Source organism: Phenylobacterium sp. (genome assembly GCF_041919955.1).
Taxonomy (GTDB): Bacteria; Pseudomonadota; Alphaproteobacteria; order Caulobacterales; family Caulobacteraceae; genus Phenylobacterium.
On sequence record NZ_JAYRSU010000002.1, the window covers coordinates 122,243 to 134,993 of the forward strand.

Annotated in this window: 15 protein-coding genes, 1 tRNA gene and 1 pseudogene; 9 read left to right on the top strand and 8 right to left on the bottom strand. The window is 61.0% G+C overall.

The genetic code is table 11. The annotated features are described in order from the left end of the window. The first annotated feature begins 82 nt into the window (after positions 1 to 82). A tRNA-Ile gene (locus tag ACE3T2_RS02355) sits at positions 83 to 158 on the top strand. Here the strand turns inward: ACE3T2_RS02355 and ACE3T2_RS02360 are convergent. The 4 genes from ACE3T2_RS02360 to ACE3T2_RS02375 form a co-directional block, all read right to left on the bottom strand. After that, positions 115 to 1,677 (bottom strand): recombinase family protein, encoded by a 1,563-nt coding sequence (locus ACE3T2_RS02360; protein WP_374654669.1) that lies wholly within the window; start codon positions 1,675 to 1,677, stop codon positions 115 to 117. The two genes, ACE3T2_RS02355 and ACE3T2_RS02360, sit on opposite strands and share 44 nt — an antisense overlap. Continuing rightward, positions 1,674 to 1,943 carry a hypothetical protein gene (locus tag ACE3T2_RS02365; RefSeq protein ID WP_374654299.1) on the bottom strand — a complete coding sequence of 90 codons (270 nt, stop codon included), beginning with the start codon at positions 1,941 to 1,943 and terminating at the stop codon, positions 1,674 to 1,676. The genes ACE3T2_RS02360 and ACE3T2_RS02365 overlap by 4 nt, the downstream gene beginning before the upstream one ends. A gap of 137 nt (positions 1,944 to 2,080) precedes the next feature. Then, a complete protein-coding gene (locus tag ACE3T2_RS02370; protein ID WP_374654301.1) occupies positions 2,081 to 2,449 on the bottom strand; it encodes a hypothetical protein in 369 nt (122 codons plus the stop codon). Between the two features lie 97 nt (positions 2,450 to 2,546). Further along, positions 2,547 to 3,293 (bottom strand): hypothetical protein, encoded by a 747-nt coding sequence (locus tag ACE3T2_RS02375; protein WP_374654303.1) that lies wholly within the window; start codon positions 3,291 to 3,293, stop codon positions 2,547 to 2,549. Positions 3,294 to 3,464: 171 nt separating this feature from the next. Here ACE3T2_RS02375 and ACE3T2_RS02380 point away from each other — a divergent pair, with 171 nt between their 5' ends. Then, positions 3,465 to 4,427, top strand: a complete 963-nt coding sequence (locus ACE3T2_RS02380) for a glucokinase (protein WP_374654305.1) — start codon at positions 3,465 to 3,467, stop codon at positions 4,425 to 4,427. On the opposite strand, the gene ACE3T2_RS02385 is transcribed toward ACE3T2_RS02380, so the two are convergent. Next, positions 4,372 to 4,989, bottom strand: a complete 618-nt coding sequence (locus ACE3T2_RS02385) for a recombinase family protein (RefSeq protein WP_374654307.1) — start codon at positions 4,987 to 4,989, stop codon at positions 4,372 to 4,374. The two genes, ACE3T2_RS02380 and ACE3T2_RS02385, sit on opposite strands and share 56 nt — an antisense overlap. Before the next feature lie 1,143 nt (positions 4,990 to 6,132). Here ACE3T2_RS02385 and ACE3T2_RS02390 point away from each other — a divergent pair. The 4 genes and pseudogenes from ACE3T2_RS02390 to ACE3T2_RS02405 form a co-directional block, all read left to right on the top strand. Beyond that, a pseudogene (locus ACE3T2_RS02390) lies at positions 6,133 to 6,237 on the top strand (PEPxxWA-CTERM sorting domain-containing protein); the annotation flags it as partial. A gap of 121 nt (positions 6,238 to 6,358) precedes the next feature. Beyond that, on the top strand, positions 6,359 to 6,601 hold the full coding sequence (locus ACE3T2_RS02395; RefSeq protein WP_374654309.1) for a hypothetical protein: 243 nt from the start codon (positions 6,359 to 6,361) through the stop codon (positions 6,599 to 6,601). A 260-nt stretch (positions 6,602 to 6,861) separates the two neighbouring features. Beyond that, positions 6,862 to 7,062 (top strand): hypothetical protein, encoded by a 201-nt coding sequence (locus ACE3T2_RS02400; RefSeq protein WP_374654311.1) that lies wholly within the window; start codon positions 6,862 to 6,864, stop codon positions 7,060 to 7,062. Then, positions 7,059 to 7,355 carry a hypothetical protein gene (locus ACE3T2_RS02405; protein WP_374654313.1) on the top strand — a complete coding sequence of 99 codons (297 nt, stop codon included), beginning with the start codon at positions 7,059 to 7,061 and terminating at the stop codon, positions 7,353 to 7,355. Before ACE3T2_RS02400 ends, ACE3T2_RS02405 begins: the two co-directional genes overlap by 4 nt. A gap of 31 nt (positions 7,356 to 7,386) precedes the next feature. Here the strand turns inward: ACE3T2_RS02405 and ACE3T2_RS02410 are convergent, their stop codons facing one another. Next, positions 7,387 to 7,833, bottom strand: coding sequence for a hypothetical protein (locus ACE3T2_RS02410; RefSeq protein ID WP_374654315.1), 447 nt, complete (start codon positions 7,831 to 7,833; stop codon positions 7,387 to 7,389). A gap of 162 nt (positions 7,834 to 7,995) precedes the next feature. Here ACE3T2_RS02410 and ACE3T2_RS02415 point away from each other — a divergent pair, with 162 nt between their 5' ends. Next, positions 7,996 to 8,856 carry a hypothetical protein gene (locus ACE3T2_RS02415; RefSeq protein ID WP_374654317.1) on the top strand — a complete coding sequence of 287 codons (861 nt, stop codon included), beginning with the start codon at positions 7,996 to 7,998 and terminating at the stop codon, positions 8,854 to 8,856. A 10-nt stretch (positions 8,857 to 8,866) separates the two neighbouring features. Then, the gene (locus ACE3T2_RS02420; protein ID WP_374654319.1) at positions 8,867 to 9,475 is read left to right on the top strand and encodes a hypothetical protein; all 609 of its coding nucleotides are present in this window, start codon (positions 8,867 to 8,869) and stop codon (positions 9,473 to 9,475) included. Between the two features lie 32 nt (positions 9,476 to 9,507). Here the strand turns inward: ACE3T2_RS02420 and ACE3T2_RS02425 are convergent, their stop codons facing one another. Together ACE3T2_RS02425 and ACE3T2_RS02430 are read right to left on the bottom strand one after the other, a co-directional pair. Continuing rightward, positions 9,508 to 9,732 carry a hypothetical protein gene (locus tag ACE3T2_RS02425; protein WP_374654321.1) on the bottom strand — a complete coding sequence of 75 codons (225 nt, stop codon included), beginning with the start codon at positions 9,730 to 9,732 and terminating at the stop codon, positions 9,508 to 9,510. A 34-nt stretch (positions 9,733 to 9,766) separates the two neighbouring features. Then, complete coding sequence (locus ACE3T2_RS02430) at positions 9,767 to 10,864, bottom strand: DUF4258 domain-containing protein (RefSeq protein ID WP_374654323.1); 1,098 nt, start codon at positions 10,862 to 10,864, stop codon at positions 9,767 to 9,769. 192 nt (positions 10,865 to 11,056) lie between these two features. On the opposite strand from ACE3T2_RS02430, the gene ACE3T2_RS02435 reads away from it, so the two are divergent. After that, complete coding sequence (locus ACE3T2_RS02435; RefSeq protein WP_374654325.1) at positions 11,057 to 12,316, top strand: toll/interleukin-1 receptor domain-containing protein; 1,260 nt, start codon at positions 11,057 to 11,059, stop codon at positions 12,314 to 12,316. Positions 12,317 to 12,751 lie beyond the last annotated feature (435 nt).

Here is a 12,751-nt window from a genome sequence, read left to right on the forward strand (position 1 = left end):
CAGGTTCTGACAAAGCCAAGCTGAACGGCAGCTTTAAGGCGCGTGCAGGTCGTGGTAACCCGCAACCGCTGCTTCGCGGCAGGGGCCTGTAGCTCAATGGTTAGAGCCGACCGCTCATAACGGTCTGGTTGTAGGTTCGAGTCCTACCGGGCCCACCAGCGCGCTTTTCGCGCCAGAAACACCGCCCAAGAGATTGAAGGGCAGGGATAAATTAGCGGTTCGATATCCTTCGGTCCGCGAATATCGCAGACGCTCAGAAAACATCAGCCGAAGCACAATCCGACGCACCTCAAGGGGGCCAGTTTCCCAGACTTTCCAAGGACTTGCGAGGAAGGCCAAAGCGGTTCGAAGTGTGTCGCGGAAGCTGGTCGCCGGAGACGCCCCGGACGCCATCCGTTCGAGGACCAGGAACTTGCTTTCCTCAAGCTTGCGAACGCGCTCCTCATAGGCCCCGATCACGCTCGGCACACTTGCATCGACGATGCGCGTTAGCAGCGTCTCGATCTGCTTTTCGATCTTCGCCAACTCCGAAGACATCGCGCTTTCTTCCGCCGCTGCGCGTTCGGCCTTCCGGTTCCACAGCTTCTCGAACATGCCGAAGGCGACGCGGAACAGCTTCTCGGTCGGCTGCGCGCTTTTGAGGATGTCGATGAACTCTCCTTCGAGCTTGTCACGCCGGATAGACTTTCCGCGCGAGACGCAATCGCGCGACTGGCAGAGATAGTAGGGATGGTGCGCACCGTTGCGGCTCTTCGACCAGCAAGCGGTGAGAGGTGCGGAGCAATCGTCGCACAGCACATGGGATCGGAGCGGGAAATCGGCGTTGACGTTCTTGCGCGATGTCACATGGCCGACGCCATTGAGCCTGTCCTGAATGCGCTTGAACGTGGCCCAGCTTACAAGGCCTTCATGCTGGCCGGGACGGAGCGGCACGTCCCAGTCGCTGGGCGCTTCGATATAGCCGCCATAGACAGGTTGTGTGAGGAGGAGGGCGACGCGGCTGCGATGCACCCGCCCGCCTTTCTGTTTGGGGTACAGCGGCTGCGCTTCCAGATAGCGAACGACGTCGCTCTGTGTGTCGAGTTCCCCGAGCGAGAATTTCTCCAGAGCGTCCTGAATAATCGACGCGACGGGCTCATCCCGCACCAGCATCTTCCCGCGCCCGGAAACGGCCTTGTACTTAAAGCCCTGCGGCGCGTGGAAGACGAAGTAGCCGTTCAGCATGCGGGCGCGCATCCGGTTCCGCACCTGCTCGCCGTTCTTCTGGCGCTGGTGCTGGGAAACCGCCGCCAGCAGGTGTTCGACGAGCAGGGAATCCGAGTCCGTCCCGAACTCGATGGAGGGCGACTCCAGCGTGCCTCCGGCCTTGGCGATGGCGGCGCGAAGCTCGATATGCGTCTTCACGTCCCGCGCAAGGCGGCTCAGGTCATCCAGTAGGATCACGGGCCGCAGCACGCGATGCTTCCTGACATAGGCGAGCATCGCCTGCATGCCGGGGCGGTCGAACAATTTGCCCGACACGTCGTCCTTGAAGGTCTCGACGACGGTGTAACCTTTCACCCGCGCAAACTCGCGCACACGGGTGAGCTGGCTCTCTAGCCCGTCTCCTTTGGTCCGCTGTTTGACCGACGAGACCCGCGCATATGCCACGGCAATTCTTGGTTCGCTGCCGCTCATGCCCGCCCGCCGTTCTCGTCGGTGCCGCCAAGCAGGTCTTCGGCGCTAAACAGGTGGGTGCAGATATCGACGGAAAAGCCCTTGTCCACGAACGCGGCCATGATGTGCCAGAGCGTCGTCAGGAGTTGGGTTTCCGCTTCGCGGCTGAGGTTGAACTCCGCCAATTCGTGGCGGTATTCCTCGATGTCCGCTTCAAACGGGGGAAGATCGCCTCGGACGTTCTGTCTCGAATCCGCCTGAAGGCGGTTGAATTCTTCTGTAGTCACGATGCCTCCTTTTTCTTCTTATTTCGTGGCTTCAAGCCTTGTATTGTAGCAAGAATTTAAAGAACAAACAAGGAACAAAATCCTATTTGGTCGATGTTCCTTGTTGTTGAGAGTGAATACGGAAATTAATCTAGTTATTACTTGGGAGGTTTTGCGCTCTCGCAGCAGCAAGGCTCGCCGTTCGGCCAGCCCCACCAATGACAGAGGCCGCAATTCTCATCCGGTTCCTCCAGCCCCTGATGGGTGCGCCCGGCAGCTATTGCAGTGTTAATCTGAGGGCTCGGGAGATCCCCTATTGGGGTGTTGTTCCCTTCGGGCGTGAGGGCAAGGACGCGCGCTCGGATGTCGGCGAGTTCGGCCTTAAAGCCGACCTTGCGGAGCTTCTTCACCGTGGGGTTGGGTGCTGCCTTTAGGTCGGCGAGATAACGAGCGCTAGGCGCGACGATTTCAGCCCGCCAGATGGCCTTTTGGTCGGGGGTGAGGGGCGCTCTGAAAATCGAATTCATCGGCGAGTTCCTGCTGAGCGGCGCGCTTTTGCGCGCCTGATGTCAGCAGCGTCTCACACTGGCGGTTGCTAGAAAAGTCAAAAACCGAAAGATTTGATTACAGATTCGACTTTTGACCCCTACGGGCGCGATCGCGCAGAACGGCGGCCAAGCGCGCAGCTTTGTCCAATGACCCGGATGTCGCTATCTGCCGATCGATCGCCTGCGACTTGGTGGGCACCTGAAGGTCTTCTGGGAGCTTGTTGCCAAGTTTGTTGATCCAGTTGCGTAACGAGCGGTAAGCGGGCGGATCGATCCGCTTAAGGTCGGGGCGGGAGAGGAGGCCTGCCTTGATGTAGTCCGCCCAATTGTCGCGCAGGTACTTCTCGATCCCGCCTTCCATGCGCGGCTTGTACGCATACTTGGGCGGCGCATCGGGAAGGCTAGTGGGTGGGCCGCTGCTGGCGGCGCTGAAGTCGCCCGTGGGATTGGGGAGGACGCGGCTCTCCACAAATTCCTTGAAGTCATCAAGACGCTCAAAGGCAGCGCGCTCGCTGAGGCCGAGAGCTTCCATAAATTTGAGATATAGCTTGTCTCTATCGTGTATAAACGGGTCCAAGTCGTAGTATTTATAGAATACACGGACCCTGTTAACCAACAAATTTGGATTTACACTGTAGTCGTGCGTCGATCCTGGCGGATTCTCTAGTGTATTGGTGGTTTCGGTATCGGCTGATATGAGCCGAAGGCGGGAGGGAGTGGTGTTGTTATTGGCGGCGCTGGCTATCCCAGCGGCATGATCGGTAACGGGCACCGTGACGACGGCCTCGTACTGGGTCTCAAATTCGGCCAGGGCGGCGGGCATGTCGCTTAAACTCTCTACGGCTCGGACACGCCGCAGCATGCGCGCGAATGGCTTGTCGCGATCTTAAGCGGTAAACGTCGATGAGTCCGGTGACGTGGGTATGGCGGAGGCGACGTGGGCGGCGGGAAATCGCAAGAGAGCGTTCTTGTCTGCGATCTGGGGCGGTCGCGCATGCGCTTTGCCAAGGTCGATGGCGGGGCGCTTGGGGACGTCGAGGATCGTCCGACCAGTGAAGCGCTGCGCCGTCGGGACGGGCTTGTCGGTCTGATCCGTGAGGCGCTCGACATGGTTGGTCTCGTGCCGGGCGAGACCACGGTCTTTCTGTCGGTTCCGATCTATGTCAGCTCGAACACGATTGATCTCCCCCAGCCGATCATAAGCTGGAGCTTCGATGTCGCGGTCTTGCAGGAGCGACTAGGCGTCCGCGAGCTGAAGGTCGTCAACGATATGGCGGCGCTTGGCCTTGCGCTCCCCTTGGTCGTTGCGAGCCAAAGTCTTGCCCCCATCCACGATGGAAACCCGCGCCGCGTCGGGTTTCCGATGGTCATTATTGGCGTCCGCACAGGTCTGAGTGCGCTCGGCTTCGTGCTCGCGGGTGAAGGTGAGCTTCGGTGGCTGCCCGTGCAGACGGAGGCCGGGCATATCGGTCTTGTCGCGACAAATGCTGACGAGCAAGAGCTTATCGACCGTCTGCGGCTGACGCGCATTCAACAGGGCGAATGGGTGGTGCGGGCGCAGGACGCGCTCTCGAAGGGCGGCTTGTCCGATTTGCATAGGGCCGTGAATTACGACCTCGATCTGTCGTCCGTGGAGGTCACCGCTGACGGACTTGTGCGCGCGGCGGAGAAGGGCGACGGGCCTGCGATAAAGACCATGCAGGCGTGGAGCCATCTGATGGGCAATTTCGCGCGGATGATGGCGCTGGCCTATGGCGCTTGGGGCGGCCTGTTGCTCGCCGGGCAATTGCCAAGGGCGTTCCTCGCAGACGACCAGACCGAGAACAGACGCCTCTTCAATGAGGCCTTCCTCGTGCCGGGGCCGAGCAGCACATATATGGACAACATTCCCGTCGCGTGCGTCACGCACGCCGACCCATACCTGTTGGGCCTGTCGCGCTTCCTTCCCGCGCCGTAAGTGCGGCCTTCGCCCTTCGGCTCAGCGCCCGGCTCAACGTCCAGGGCGCGACATCGAGACTTCCGGCGACCGCTTGTAGCTTCTCTCCGCGCTTGAGGCGTGTCGCGGCCTTGCGGACAGCAGCGTCGGTGAGTTTCGGTGGCCTACCGAGCCGCTTCCCGCGTCTGCGCGCTGCGGCCAGGCCTTCCTTCGTGCGCTGGGAGAGCGTGCGCCGCTCGACTTCCGCCATGATGCTGGCAAAGGCATAGAACGCCCATCCCATCGGGGTCGTCGTGTCCACGTTCATATTGAGGATGCGGAACTCGACGCCCCGCGAGCGCAGCTTCTCCAGCTCGGCCAGCGCGTCGATGGCCGAGCGGTAAGCCCGGTCGAGGTCCCACACGATAAACGTGTCTCCGGGGGAAAGACTCGCGATCACGCTTTCATAAACGGGGCGGCTCCGCGACACGGCGGACAGCTTCTCGACATGGATCTCGTCGCAATGCGGCAGCAGGCCGTCCGATTGGCGGTCCACGCACTGTTCGTGCGTCGATACGCGTAGATATCCGACTTTTCTCGCCATACGCGAAACATCATCCCGTCGGTCGTACAACTCCCAACAAAAACGACCGTTTTTGTGTGTCCGCGCTGCCGAGCCCGATTGCCTCCTGTTTTCGGGGAGTTTTCTAACAAATGAGACAAAGTGACGCTAGATATAAAAGGCCTCAAAAACGGTCGTTTTTGTTGACGTTGCTGTTCAGGGTTCGCGCCGTTGCGAATGAGGATAGGAATGTCTCTGTCAGTGAAGTCCCGTAACCTCGGGATTGGCTTTCTTTTTTCCGCCGGGATGGTCGTGGGGCTTTCGCCGCTGGACCGGGCTGCAGCCGCGCCTGTCTATGAATCGTCGGCGCATTTCCAAGTCGGGAACCACTATCCCGACCTCGATGGGTGGCATGAGGAAGGGGTGCTCTACGGCCCCAATCAGCAATACTCTGTCAGCAGCACGCTCGCGCAAGCCGCCATCTCGGGGGCGGCGGCGTTTCAGGGGTTCGATCCGAACTACGACTTGGCGACCACGACGATTGGCTATGCGGCGCAGGCCCAAACGTCCCTGAGCGGTGGCCTAAAGGCCTCTGCGAGCATTTCCGGGAGCAATGGCTTCTGGAATGACGTGAACGCAGTCTACGTGAATGGCGACCGCTCGATAAATCCGGACGGCATGCCTGCGTTGTATTCGGCGGAGGGGCGTTCGCGTGTGATGGACACGCTCGCCGTAACGGGCGCGGCGGGACTCGCCAGTGTCAAATTCGTTTTTGATATCGACGGCGAACTCATGGGAACGCCGGGTCCAAACACTCTGGCGAGCATCAGCCTGATTGCGGCGCAGACTCCCAGTACCGATACGCAAGTCAATTTCTATGGGCTTGCGGGCAACTACTACGACCCCCTTGTCTCCATCAATCAGCAGGTGACGTCGGGGTTCTTCAATGTCGTCGGGGGGAATGTCTTCCTTGATATGTATTTGAGCGCCTCCGCCGCTTTCTTGACCCCTTGGGGAACGGACGCTGCGTCCGAAGGCTTTGCGGACGACGGGGTCGCCAGCTCCAATTTCTTCAGCACGGTCAAGATTGCCCAGATTCTAGGTTTTGATGCTGACGGGCGGCAAATCTCGCTGACCAGCGTCAAGGGGAGCGATGGCACTATTCTCCCCGCTATGTCGCTTCCCGTCTCCGCCGTTCCCGAACCCGCGACCTGGGCGATGATGATTACGGGCTTCGGTCTGGCCGGGACCGCGCTTCGCCGCCGCAATCGCGCCTTCGTGCCCGCGTAGCGCCAACGCTTTTCCGAGCGAAAACTTGAAGGCGGCGGAGCTTGCTCCGCCGCCTTTCTTGTCTTCCGCGCGGCTTCTTCGCTGTTATGCGTGCTGGCGGTGCCGGAGCGGTAGGGTGTGCATGGAGAACGAAGTTGTCGCCAGATTGCGCCGTGCGCTCGCGGACTGCGGCGACGATGTTGAGGTCTCCGAACTCGCCTACTTCCTCATGCAGGGCGTGCTCGACTTCCTTCCCGAAGACAAAGCGCTCGTCTACGAGCGCATTCTGGGTTGCTACGCAGCGGCGGTGGAGGAGCTCGGACCTGATGCCTCACCGCACGAAATCCGTGACCGCGCCCACCTGATCGCCAAGCGTCCGCATTAGGCCGTCTTCTCAGGTTTCCCCGCCGGGAATCTCCTCCGGCCACCCGCGCCATCCTTCTCGAAAAACCTCATCTTCGGGGATCATGGATCGGCGTGGCCGGACATCAACGCGGCTCGCTTCCGCGCGTGAACGCTTGTGCAGCTCCGCCCCGCTTTCGCGGCGCAGGGGCGGCGTTTGATCTCCGGCCTGGCCCGCCGATCCGTCCTCTCCCCGTGAGGTTTTCCGCGAATGGTCGCGGCCTCGAACAAAGGAGAAGATCCATGACAAGCAAACCTGCAAAACCCACCCACAACGTCTACGTGGTGCAAGGCGAAGGAGAGGCCAGCCGATGGGTGCGCATCGGCGCGGCCTGGCCCAACGCCGACGGCAAAGGCTTCAACGTGAAGCTCGACGCCGCGCCCGTCCTCGGGCGGATCGTGATGCGCGAGCAAGGCGCGGAAGGAAAGGGAGGTCAGCAATGACCTTCCATCACCGCTCAATCACCACCGAAACCCTCGACTGGCGTGGCTTCTTCGTCCAGGTGACGTTCGAGCGCCAACGCTTCGTCGATCATCTCCAGATCGAAACCCTTGAACCGCAGCGGGCGCCGTTGCCGATCACAGAGACGGGCTACCGCTCGCACTTCATCTCGAAGGGGGTGATCGACGACTTTGGAACTCCCGGTGACTACGTTCTCGCGTGGCTGGAACAATCTGCCGCCAACAAGGGCTGGCACGAGATCGAAGCTGGCATCCGCCAACTGTCGCTCTTCTAACCCATGACAGGCGCGGCGCGGCCGCGCCTGTTCAATAAGGCGGGTCTTCCGGCGGGCTCGCGGCGAGTTCTTCGGCGTCTGGCGGCGCATAGGTGGGCGCTTCATCGGAAACAGGTTCGGGCGGCGGCTCCGGCGCGGCGACGATGACGTCGCCGGCGGGAGCAGGCTCGGGAACCTCGTCGGAATAGAGCGCGTCGGCGGCGACTGCCTCCGTTTCACTTCCGTGCGAGGGCCGCTCGTGACCTTGAGATAGAAAGTACGCCATGAGCGCCAGGCAGCCATAGAGCATCATCGTGCAGAGAAACTCCGCACCCGGATTGCGGTAGCGCCGCGCCGAGCCCCAGACATCGCCTTTGGCCGGGAACATGTATTGCAGCCAAAGAAGCGTTGCGCCCGGCATGCGAAAGAGCAGCCAGAACAGGCCCCGCTTTGGCTGCTCGTCTTCGAATTGCTCCTGAGGCGAGGTGCGTCTGGCCACAATATTTCCCCCTTGTTTTGCGCCTGTGGCGCTTTTCTCTCACCTGCCGCGTGCGCACTATTGTCGCAAGGCCGCTCCTGACTATTCTGCGTTGCAGGGGAATGGGGCAAGCCGCCATAGGTGACGCGCGTCCCGTCCGTGTCTGGGGAGTCGGGGCATATCGTGACCACGATAGTCATTCTTGCCGTCCTGATCGGGGCGATCGTGTTCGTTCTACGGATGAAGCCTGCCGCTGCGCTGGAGGCCGCTGGAGCGGCCGGGGCTGCCGAGGGGGGCAAGAAGCCGTTCATCCTTCCCGAACGGGCGAAGACGGTCATCCTGTTCGTCGCCAGCATGCTCATCGGACTCACCGTCTCGATGTACCTGAACCCGCCCGTCGTCTTCGTTCTGCTCGGAGCCGCTGCCTTCGTCGTCTACTACCGCACCGACAAGGGAAAGCAGAAAGTCGACAAGCACCTCGGCGGCCTGAAGACGGTTGTCGCAAAATCGGCGGCCACGGCGCAGGCGGCGGGGCAAGAGCTGGCGCAAAACGTCGCGAATGCCGCCGATCGCAGCGGTGAGCCGATCTTCAATCTACCCAAGGCGGGAGCGCCGTCTGCGCAGCCCGATCAACTGCTCGACCAGCTGGTGTCGAGTGTCCGCGTCGGGCGTGCCGCGCGCAAGGCGTTGGACGGCGATCTGTTGCCCGCCCTCGCAAGCGCGAACGACATTGAGAAGAAGGCGCTGGCGACGGCAGTCAAAAGCCAGCGTGCGACCTTCTCCGAAGGCCGGAAGATCGCCGACGCCTCGATCCGCGAATTTGCTCGCCTTGCCGCTCTGGACGCTGTCGCGGTGGCGGCGGCGCTCGAGGCAGTGCTCGTCAGGGAAAACGTCGCGTCGGACGCGGGCCTCCTGGCGCTGTTCCGCCAGATGGCCGCGAGCGTCGGCATGGCGAGCTTCGATGACGTTGGATACCAGAAGCTTGTCCAGGATGCGTGGCTCCGCGCCACCGAAAATCCCGGCATGACGAATTCTCCGGTCTAAGGGGGCGATAATGGCGATGGTTCTTTCCCGCCCGGTCAAGACGCTCGCCCTTGGCGGCGCTGTCGGTCTCGCGCTCGGGGCGCTTACCAATATCGGCCTGTTGCCGCTGGGCGCGGTCACAAGTCTTCTAGGCGGCGGCCCTGTCATCATGGGTGAGGCTACCGAGGCCAACTTCGAGACGTATGAAGCGCCCGGCGCGCTGGCCGCGATCTACAACAACAGCGGCTATGAAAATGCGGGCTACAGCGACTTTCATCTCCGGGCGTATGCGGTGAACTTCGCAGACGCCGTGCGTCAGGTTTGCGGCAACGCCTCGGCCTTCAAGACCTCCGAGGTTGACGCCATGCGGAACAAGACGGCCTCGGACATGATCGACAGCATTACGCCCGAGAAGGGGATGGAGATGTTCCTGAATCAGTTGCAGGCATATGGCCGCATGGCGCAGGACCCCCGCGCCATCAAGGAGTTGATCCCCGCATACGATGCCAATGAAATCCCTGGGGATGCCCAGCAGGACGGCATGCGGTTCGTCAATGAATTCGGTTGTCAGGGCGGGACGATGAACCGCTTCTCACGCAACCTCCGCAACTACATGAAGGGCGGTGGCGGGGCGGAGTAGGTCCCCTAAGCCGCGCGAATCTCAATAGAGAGCTAGATACTGCGCAGTTTCGCAACCTTCGCTGCAAAAGCCTGCGTGTTGGCTCGATCTCCTTCGAGCCCCATATGTTGGGTTTCGATGTCCCACAAATAGGTAAAAATCTCATTCTCGCTGATCCCTGACCTAATGAGCGAGGTGAGTTCTATTGCGTAGCTGTCGTACTCATCGTGCGCTGCCTCAATCTCAGATACGCCGATGGGATCCCATTCATATAGCATAGCTCTCTTTATGTCCCTTAGCATTTCGTCTTGTCTAGAATTTTCCATTATTTCCCCCGGTAATTACCGTAATAACCCGTCCGCTTTTTGAGTTCACTATAACTGTGATGTTGTTATTTTTGTCATAGTATCCGGTTGTTCCGGGCCTTGTGCTATAAGATTTTCCCGTTTTTATAGTGTTCTCCACAACTGACGGCATTATGCCGCGGTTCTGCATTTGATCGAATGCGTGGCCGCTGTATTCTCTTTGGCCAACCTTGCCTCCTTGATTGCGGCGCGGTTGGAAGCTCGGATTTTGGAGTTCAAATCCCCGCGAACCACGAAAGCCGGTTGCTTTGCTTTTACCCTCGTATGCCTTGTTGTCGTTCGCCGCGATCTGTGCCGAGAACGGTGGGCGACGTCCCCCGTTGCCGCCATTGCTGCCGTTCCCTCCGGCCACGACCTTCGGGCCGGAAAACTTCCCCCGCCATTGAGCGAACCAGGCGCGCGCGCCGCCATTATTGCTGCCGCGCTGCGCTGTGACCGTGCGGGAGGAGAGCCAGCGCCGGGCATCGGCTGCACGGGCGCTATAGCTCGCTCGCAGGAACTGCCCGGAACGGACGGTCACGCCTCGCGCCGCGTTGAAGAAGCTACGCCGCTGGGCGGCGAGGGCGTTCTGGCTTTGGGGATTGTTGCGCCAGAGCCGCGCGGCAGGCTGCTGGCTGGGACTGCGGAAGATCGAAAAGCGGTTCTGGTTGGCGGCCTGCTGACGGGGCAGGGGGCGGCCATATTGTTGTCCCTGCTGCTGGGGGCTGCGGAAGATCCGGAATCCGCCTTGCGCCTGCTGCGGCCTCTGAACGCCCTGCTGGGGACGGAAGCCCGGCTGTGAACGTGGCTGTTGCCACGCCCTCTGCCGCTGCATCTGCATTTGACGCTGCGCCTGCTGCTGGCGCATCTGCTGGTCGCGCAGCATCTGTTGCTGGCGCATCGCCTGCTGGCGCTGCATCTCCTGCTGGCGCTGCAACTGCTGTTGCTGCTGCCATTGTTGCTGGCGGTAGAAATTGTTGTTCTGCGCCAGCGCCTCAACTGGAATGGCGAGCTGAAGCGCCATTCCGAGGACCAGCGTCAGTTTTCCCGCGCCTCGCCAGATCAATTGAGCCTCCCCGCACAGCTCCGCCTGCGGCCACGCTACAATGTTAACGCGCGCGAAACCAAGCCTCTCCCTCGCTGCGTGCAATGTCGCGGGAGGTTCTGAAGAAGGGGGAGCCCTTCTGGGGCGGAGCGGGACTACGCCACGTAGGTGGAGGTTCTTCCTATGTTCCGCTAGTTCGGTTAAGCTTGGGGCATGGCGAAGGGATTTGAGTTCAAGCTCGGTGGCCGCACCGTGAACCAGAAGCAGTTTATGGACGGCATCAAACAAAAGATGCTCGATCAGGCCTTCGCGGCGATCGAGGAAAAGGTGCGCGGCACGGCCGGGGCTATTGTCGATCCCCAAACCGGGAAGCGGCCCGCCGTATTCGTGCGTCGCAAGGGCAATGACGGGTATGTCATTCGTACCGAGGGTTCTCCCGAGTTTGCGCGGGAGCTGGAGCGGCGTCTGGGATTGGAGAAGGGCCAGGTTGAGAACGTGACTGTTGCCGCCAAGGAAGTTCCTCACGTCTATCTGGCCCATGCATCGGAAGATCACGAATCCCTTGCAAGGCCTCTTGCCGAAAAGCTCATGGCGGCGGGGATCGAAGTCTGGCTTGACGCTTGGGAAATCAGGACGGGCGACAGCCTGCGCCGCAAGATGGAGAGCGGGCTCTCAGACTGCACGCACTTCGTGGTCCTTCTGACCGAAAATTCCATCGGCAAGCCCTGGGTCGAAACTGAGATCGACGCGGGCTTCCTTCAGGCCGTCCAGGGTGAGTCACGTTTCATGGGCCTGCGTATCGGCGTGCCGATCACGCGCCTGTCGCCGTTCCTGAAAACGCTGCGTTGTCCTGAGACGGATCTGGACGATGAGGCCGAGGTCGCTGCGCTCATCGCCGACATTCACGGTGTCAGCACAAAGCCGCCGCGGGGCGAGAAGCCAACCTACGTCCAGAACGCGCCGTCAGGGATCGAAGGTTGGTCGGCGAGCGCCGTGGCGGTCGCCCGCTATCTCGTTACAAACAGCGTCAACGGCTGCAAGTTCGATCCGCAAACGACCGTCGCGAAGGTGGCCGAAGCGACCGGGCTTCCCGAGGAAGATGTCAGACTCGGTGTTCTGGATTTGTCAGACAGTGCTCTGATCGAAACCCAGCGAATGGACGATATGCGGTTCTGGCCGCTCATCGGACTCTTTGTGGAGTTCGACCGCCACTTCCTCGATTTCGATAATCAGAAGGACGCGGTGGCTGTTGCAAACCGCCTGGTGAGCGAGGGCGTCAGTCAGGCGGACATCGCCGAAGATGTGGCGTCCTGGTTCGCAGACTGGCCCGTCCGGAGGCTGAACAGCGCGCTCGCCTATCTCGAAGAGAGCAAGGTGATAGATGCGCATCATTCACTGGGTCAGCCTCCATACGTGATGTCGTTTCTCTTCGTGACGGACCGGACGCGGCGGTTCGTAAGGGATCACGGCTAAGGCAGTTTTGGCTCTTTCGTAGAGTGCAAGATGTTCGGGTAGTACCCGCAAATCTTGGCAAAGGAGGCCCGCTGCGCGCCTCCTGTTGCATTCCTCCCGGCCATTGGCGCTCTCTCAGGCCCTTCGGACCTTCGCTCACGCCACCGCAACGACTGGCCGTTGCATCACCAGTCAGGAGCGTTCCTGCTCCCGACACCCATGACCAGGCGTATGCCGCCCTGGACCTGCACCAAGGCATCGGCCTTGGGTGCGAGCAAAGGGCGTTCCTGCCCTTATGCAATCCTGACCAACCCTACGCGGATTGGATGCGCGCCACCGTTTCGCCGTTGGACCACGACCGGGAGATTTCGCTCTCCCGGACCCATCGATCGCCGCCGCCAAACTGCACGGTACGGCACTGCATTCGTGCGGAAGAAGTTGCGAATGCATCCTAGT

Excerpts from the sequence above, each read along its gene's own strand:
- ACE3T2_RS02360 (WP_374654669.1), bottom strand. The coding sequence starts at position 1,677 with ATGAGCGGCAGCGAACCAAGAATTGCCGTGGCATATGCGCGGGTCTCG.
- ACE3T2_RS02370 (WP_374654301.1), bottom strand. The coding sequence starts at position 2,449 with ATGAATTCGATTTTCAGAGCGCCCCTCACCCCCGACCAAAAGGCCATC.
- ACE3T2_RS02375 (WP_374654303.1), bottom strand. The coding sequence starts at position 3,293 with ATGCCCGCCGCCCTGGCCGAATTTGAGACCCAGTACGAGGCCGTCGTC.
- ACE3T2_RS02380 (WP_374654305.1), top strand. The coding sequence starts at position 3,465 with ATGCGCTTTGCCAAGGTCGATGGCGGGGCGCTTGGGGACGTCGAGGAT.
- ACE3T2_RS02385 (WP_374654307.1), bottom strand. The coding sequence starts at position 4,989 with ATGGCGAGAAAAGTCGGATATCTACGCGTATCGACGCACGAACAGTGC.
- ACE3T2_RS02395 (WP_374654309.1), top strand. The coding sequence starts at position 6,359 with ATGGAGAACGAAGTTGTCGCCAGATTGCGCCGTGCGCTCGCGGACTGC.
- ACE3T2_RS02400 (WP_374654311.1), top strand. The coding sequence starts at position 6,862 with ATGACAAGCAAACCTGCAAAACCCACCCACAACGTCTACGTGGTGCAA.
- ACE3T2_RS02405 (WP_374654313.1), top strand. The coding sequence starts at position 7,059 with ATGACCTTCCATCACCGCTCAATCACCACCGAAACCCTCGACTGGCGT.
- ACE3T2_RS02420 (WP_374654319.1), top strand. The coding sequence starts at position 8,867 with ATGGCGATGGTTCTTTCCCGCCCGGTCAAGACGCTCGCCCTTGGCGGC.
- ACE3T2_RS02425 (WP_374654321.1), bottom strand. The coding sequence starts at position 9,732 with ATGCTATATGAATGGGATCCCATCGGCGTATCTGAGATTGAGGCAGCG.
- ACE3T2_RS02435 (WP_374654325.1), top strand. The coding sequence starts at position 11,057 with ATGGCGAAGGGATTTGAGTTCAAGCTCGGTGGCCGCACCGTGAACCAG.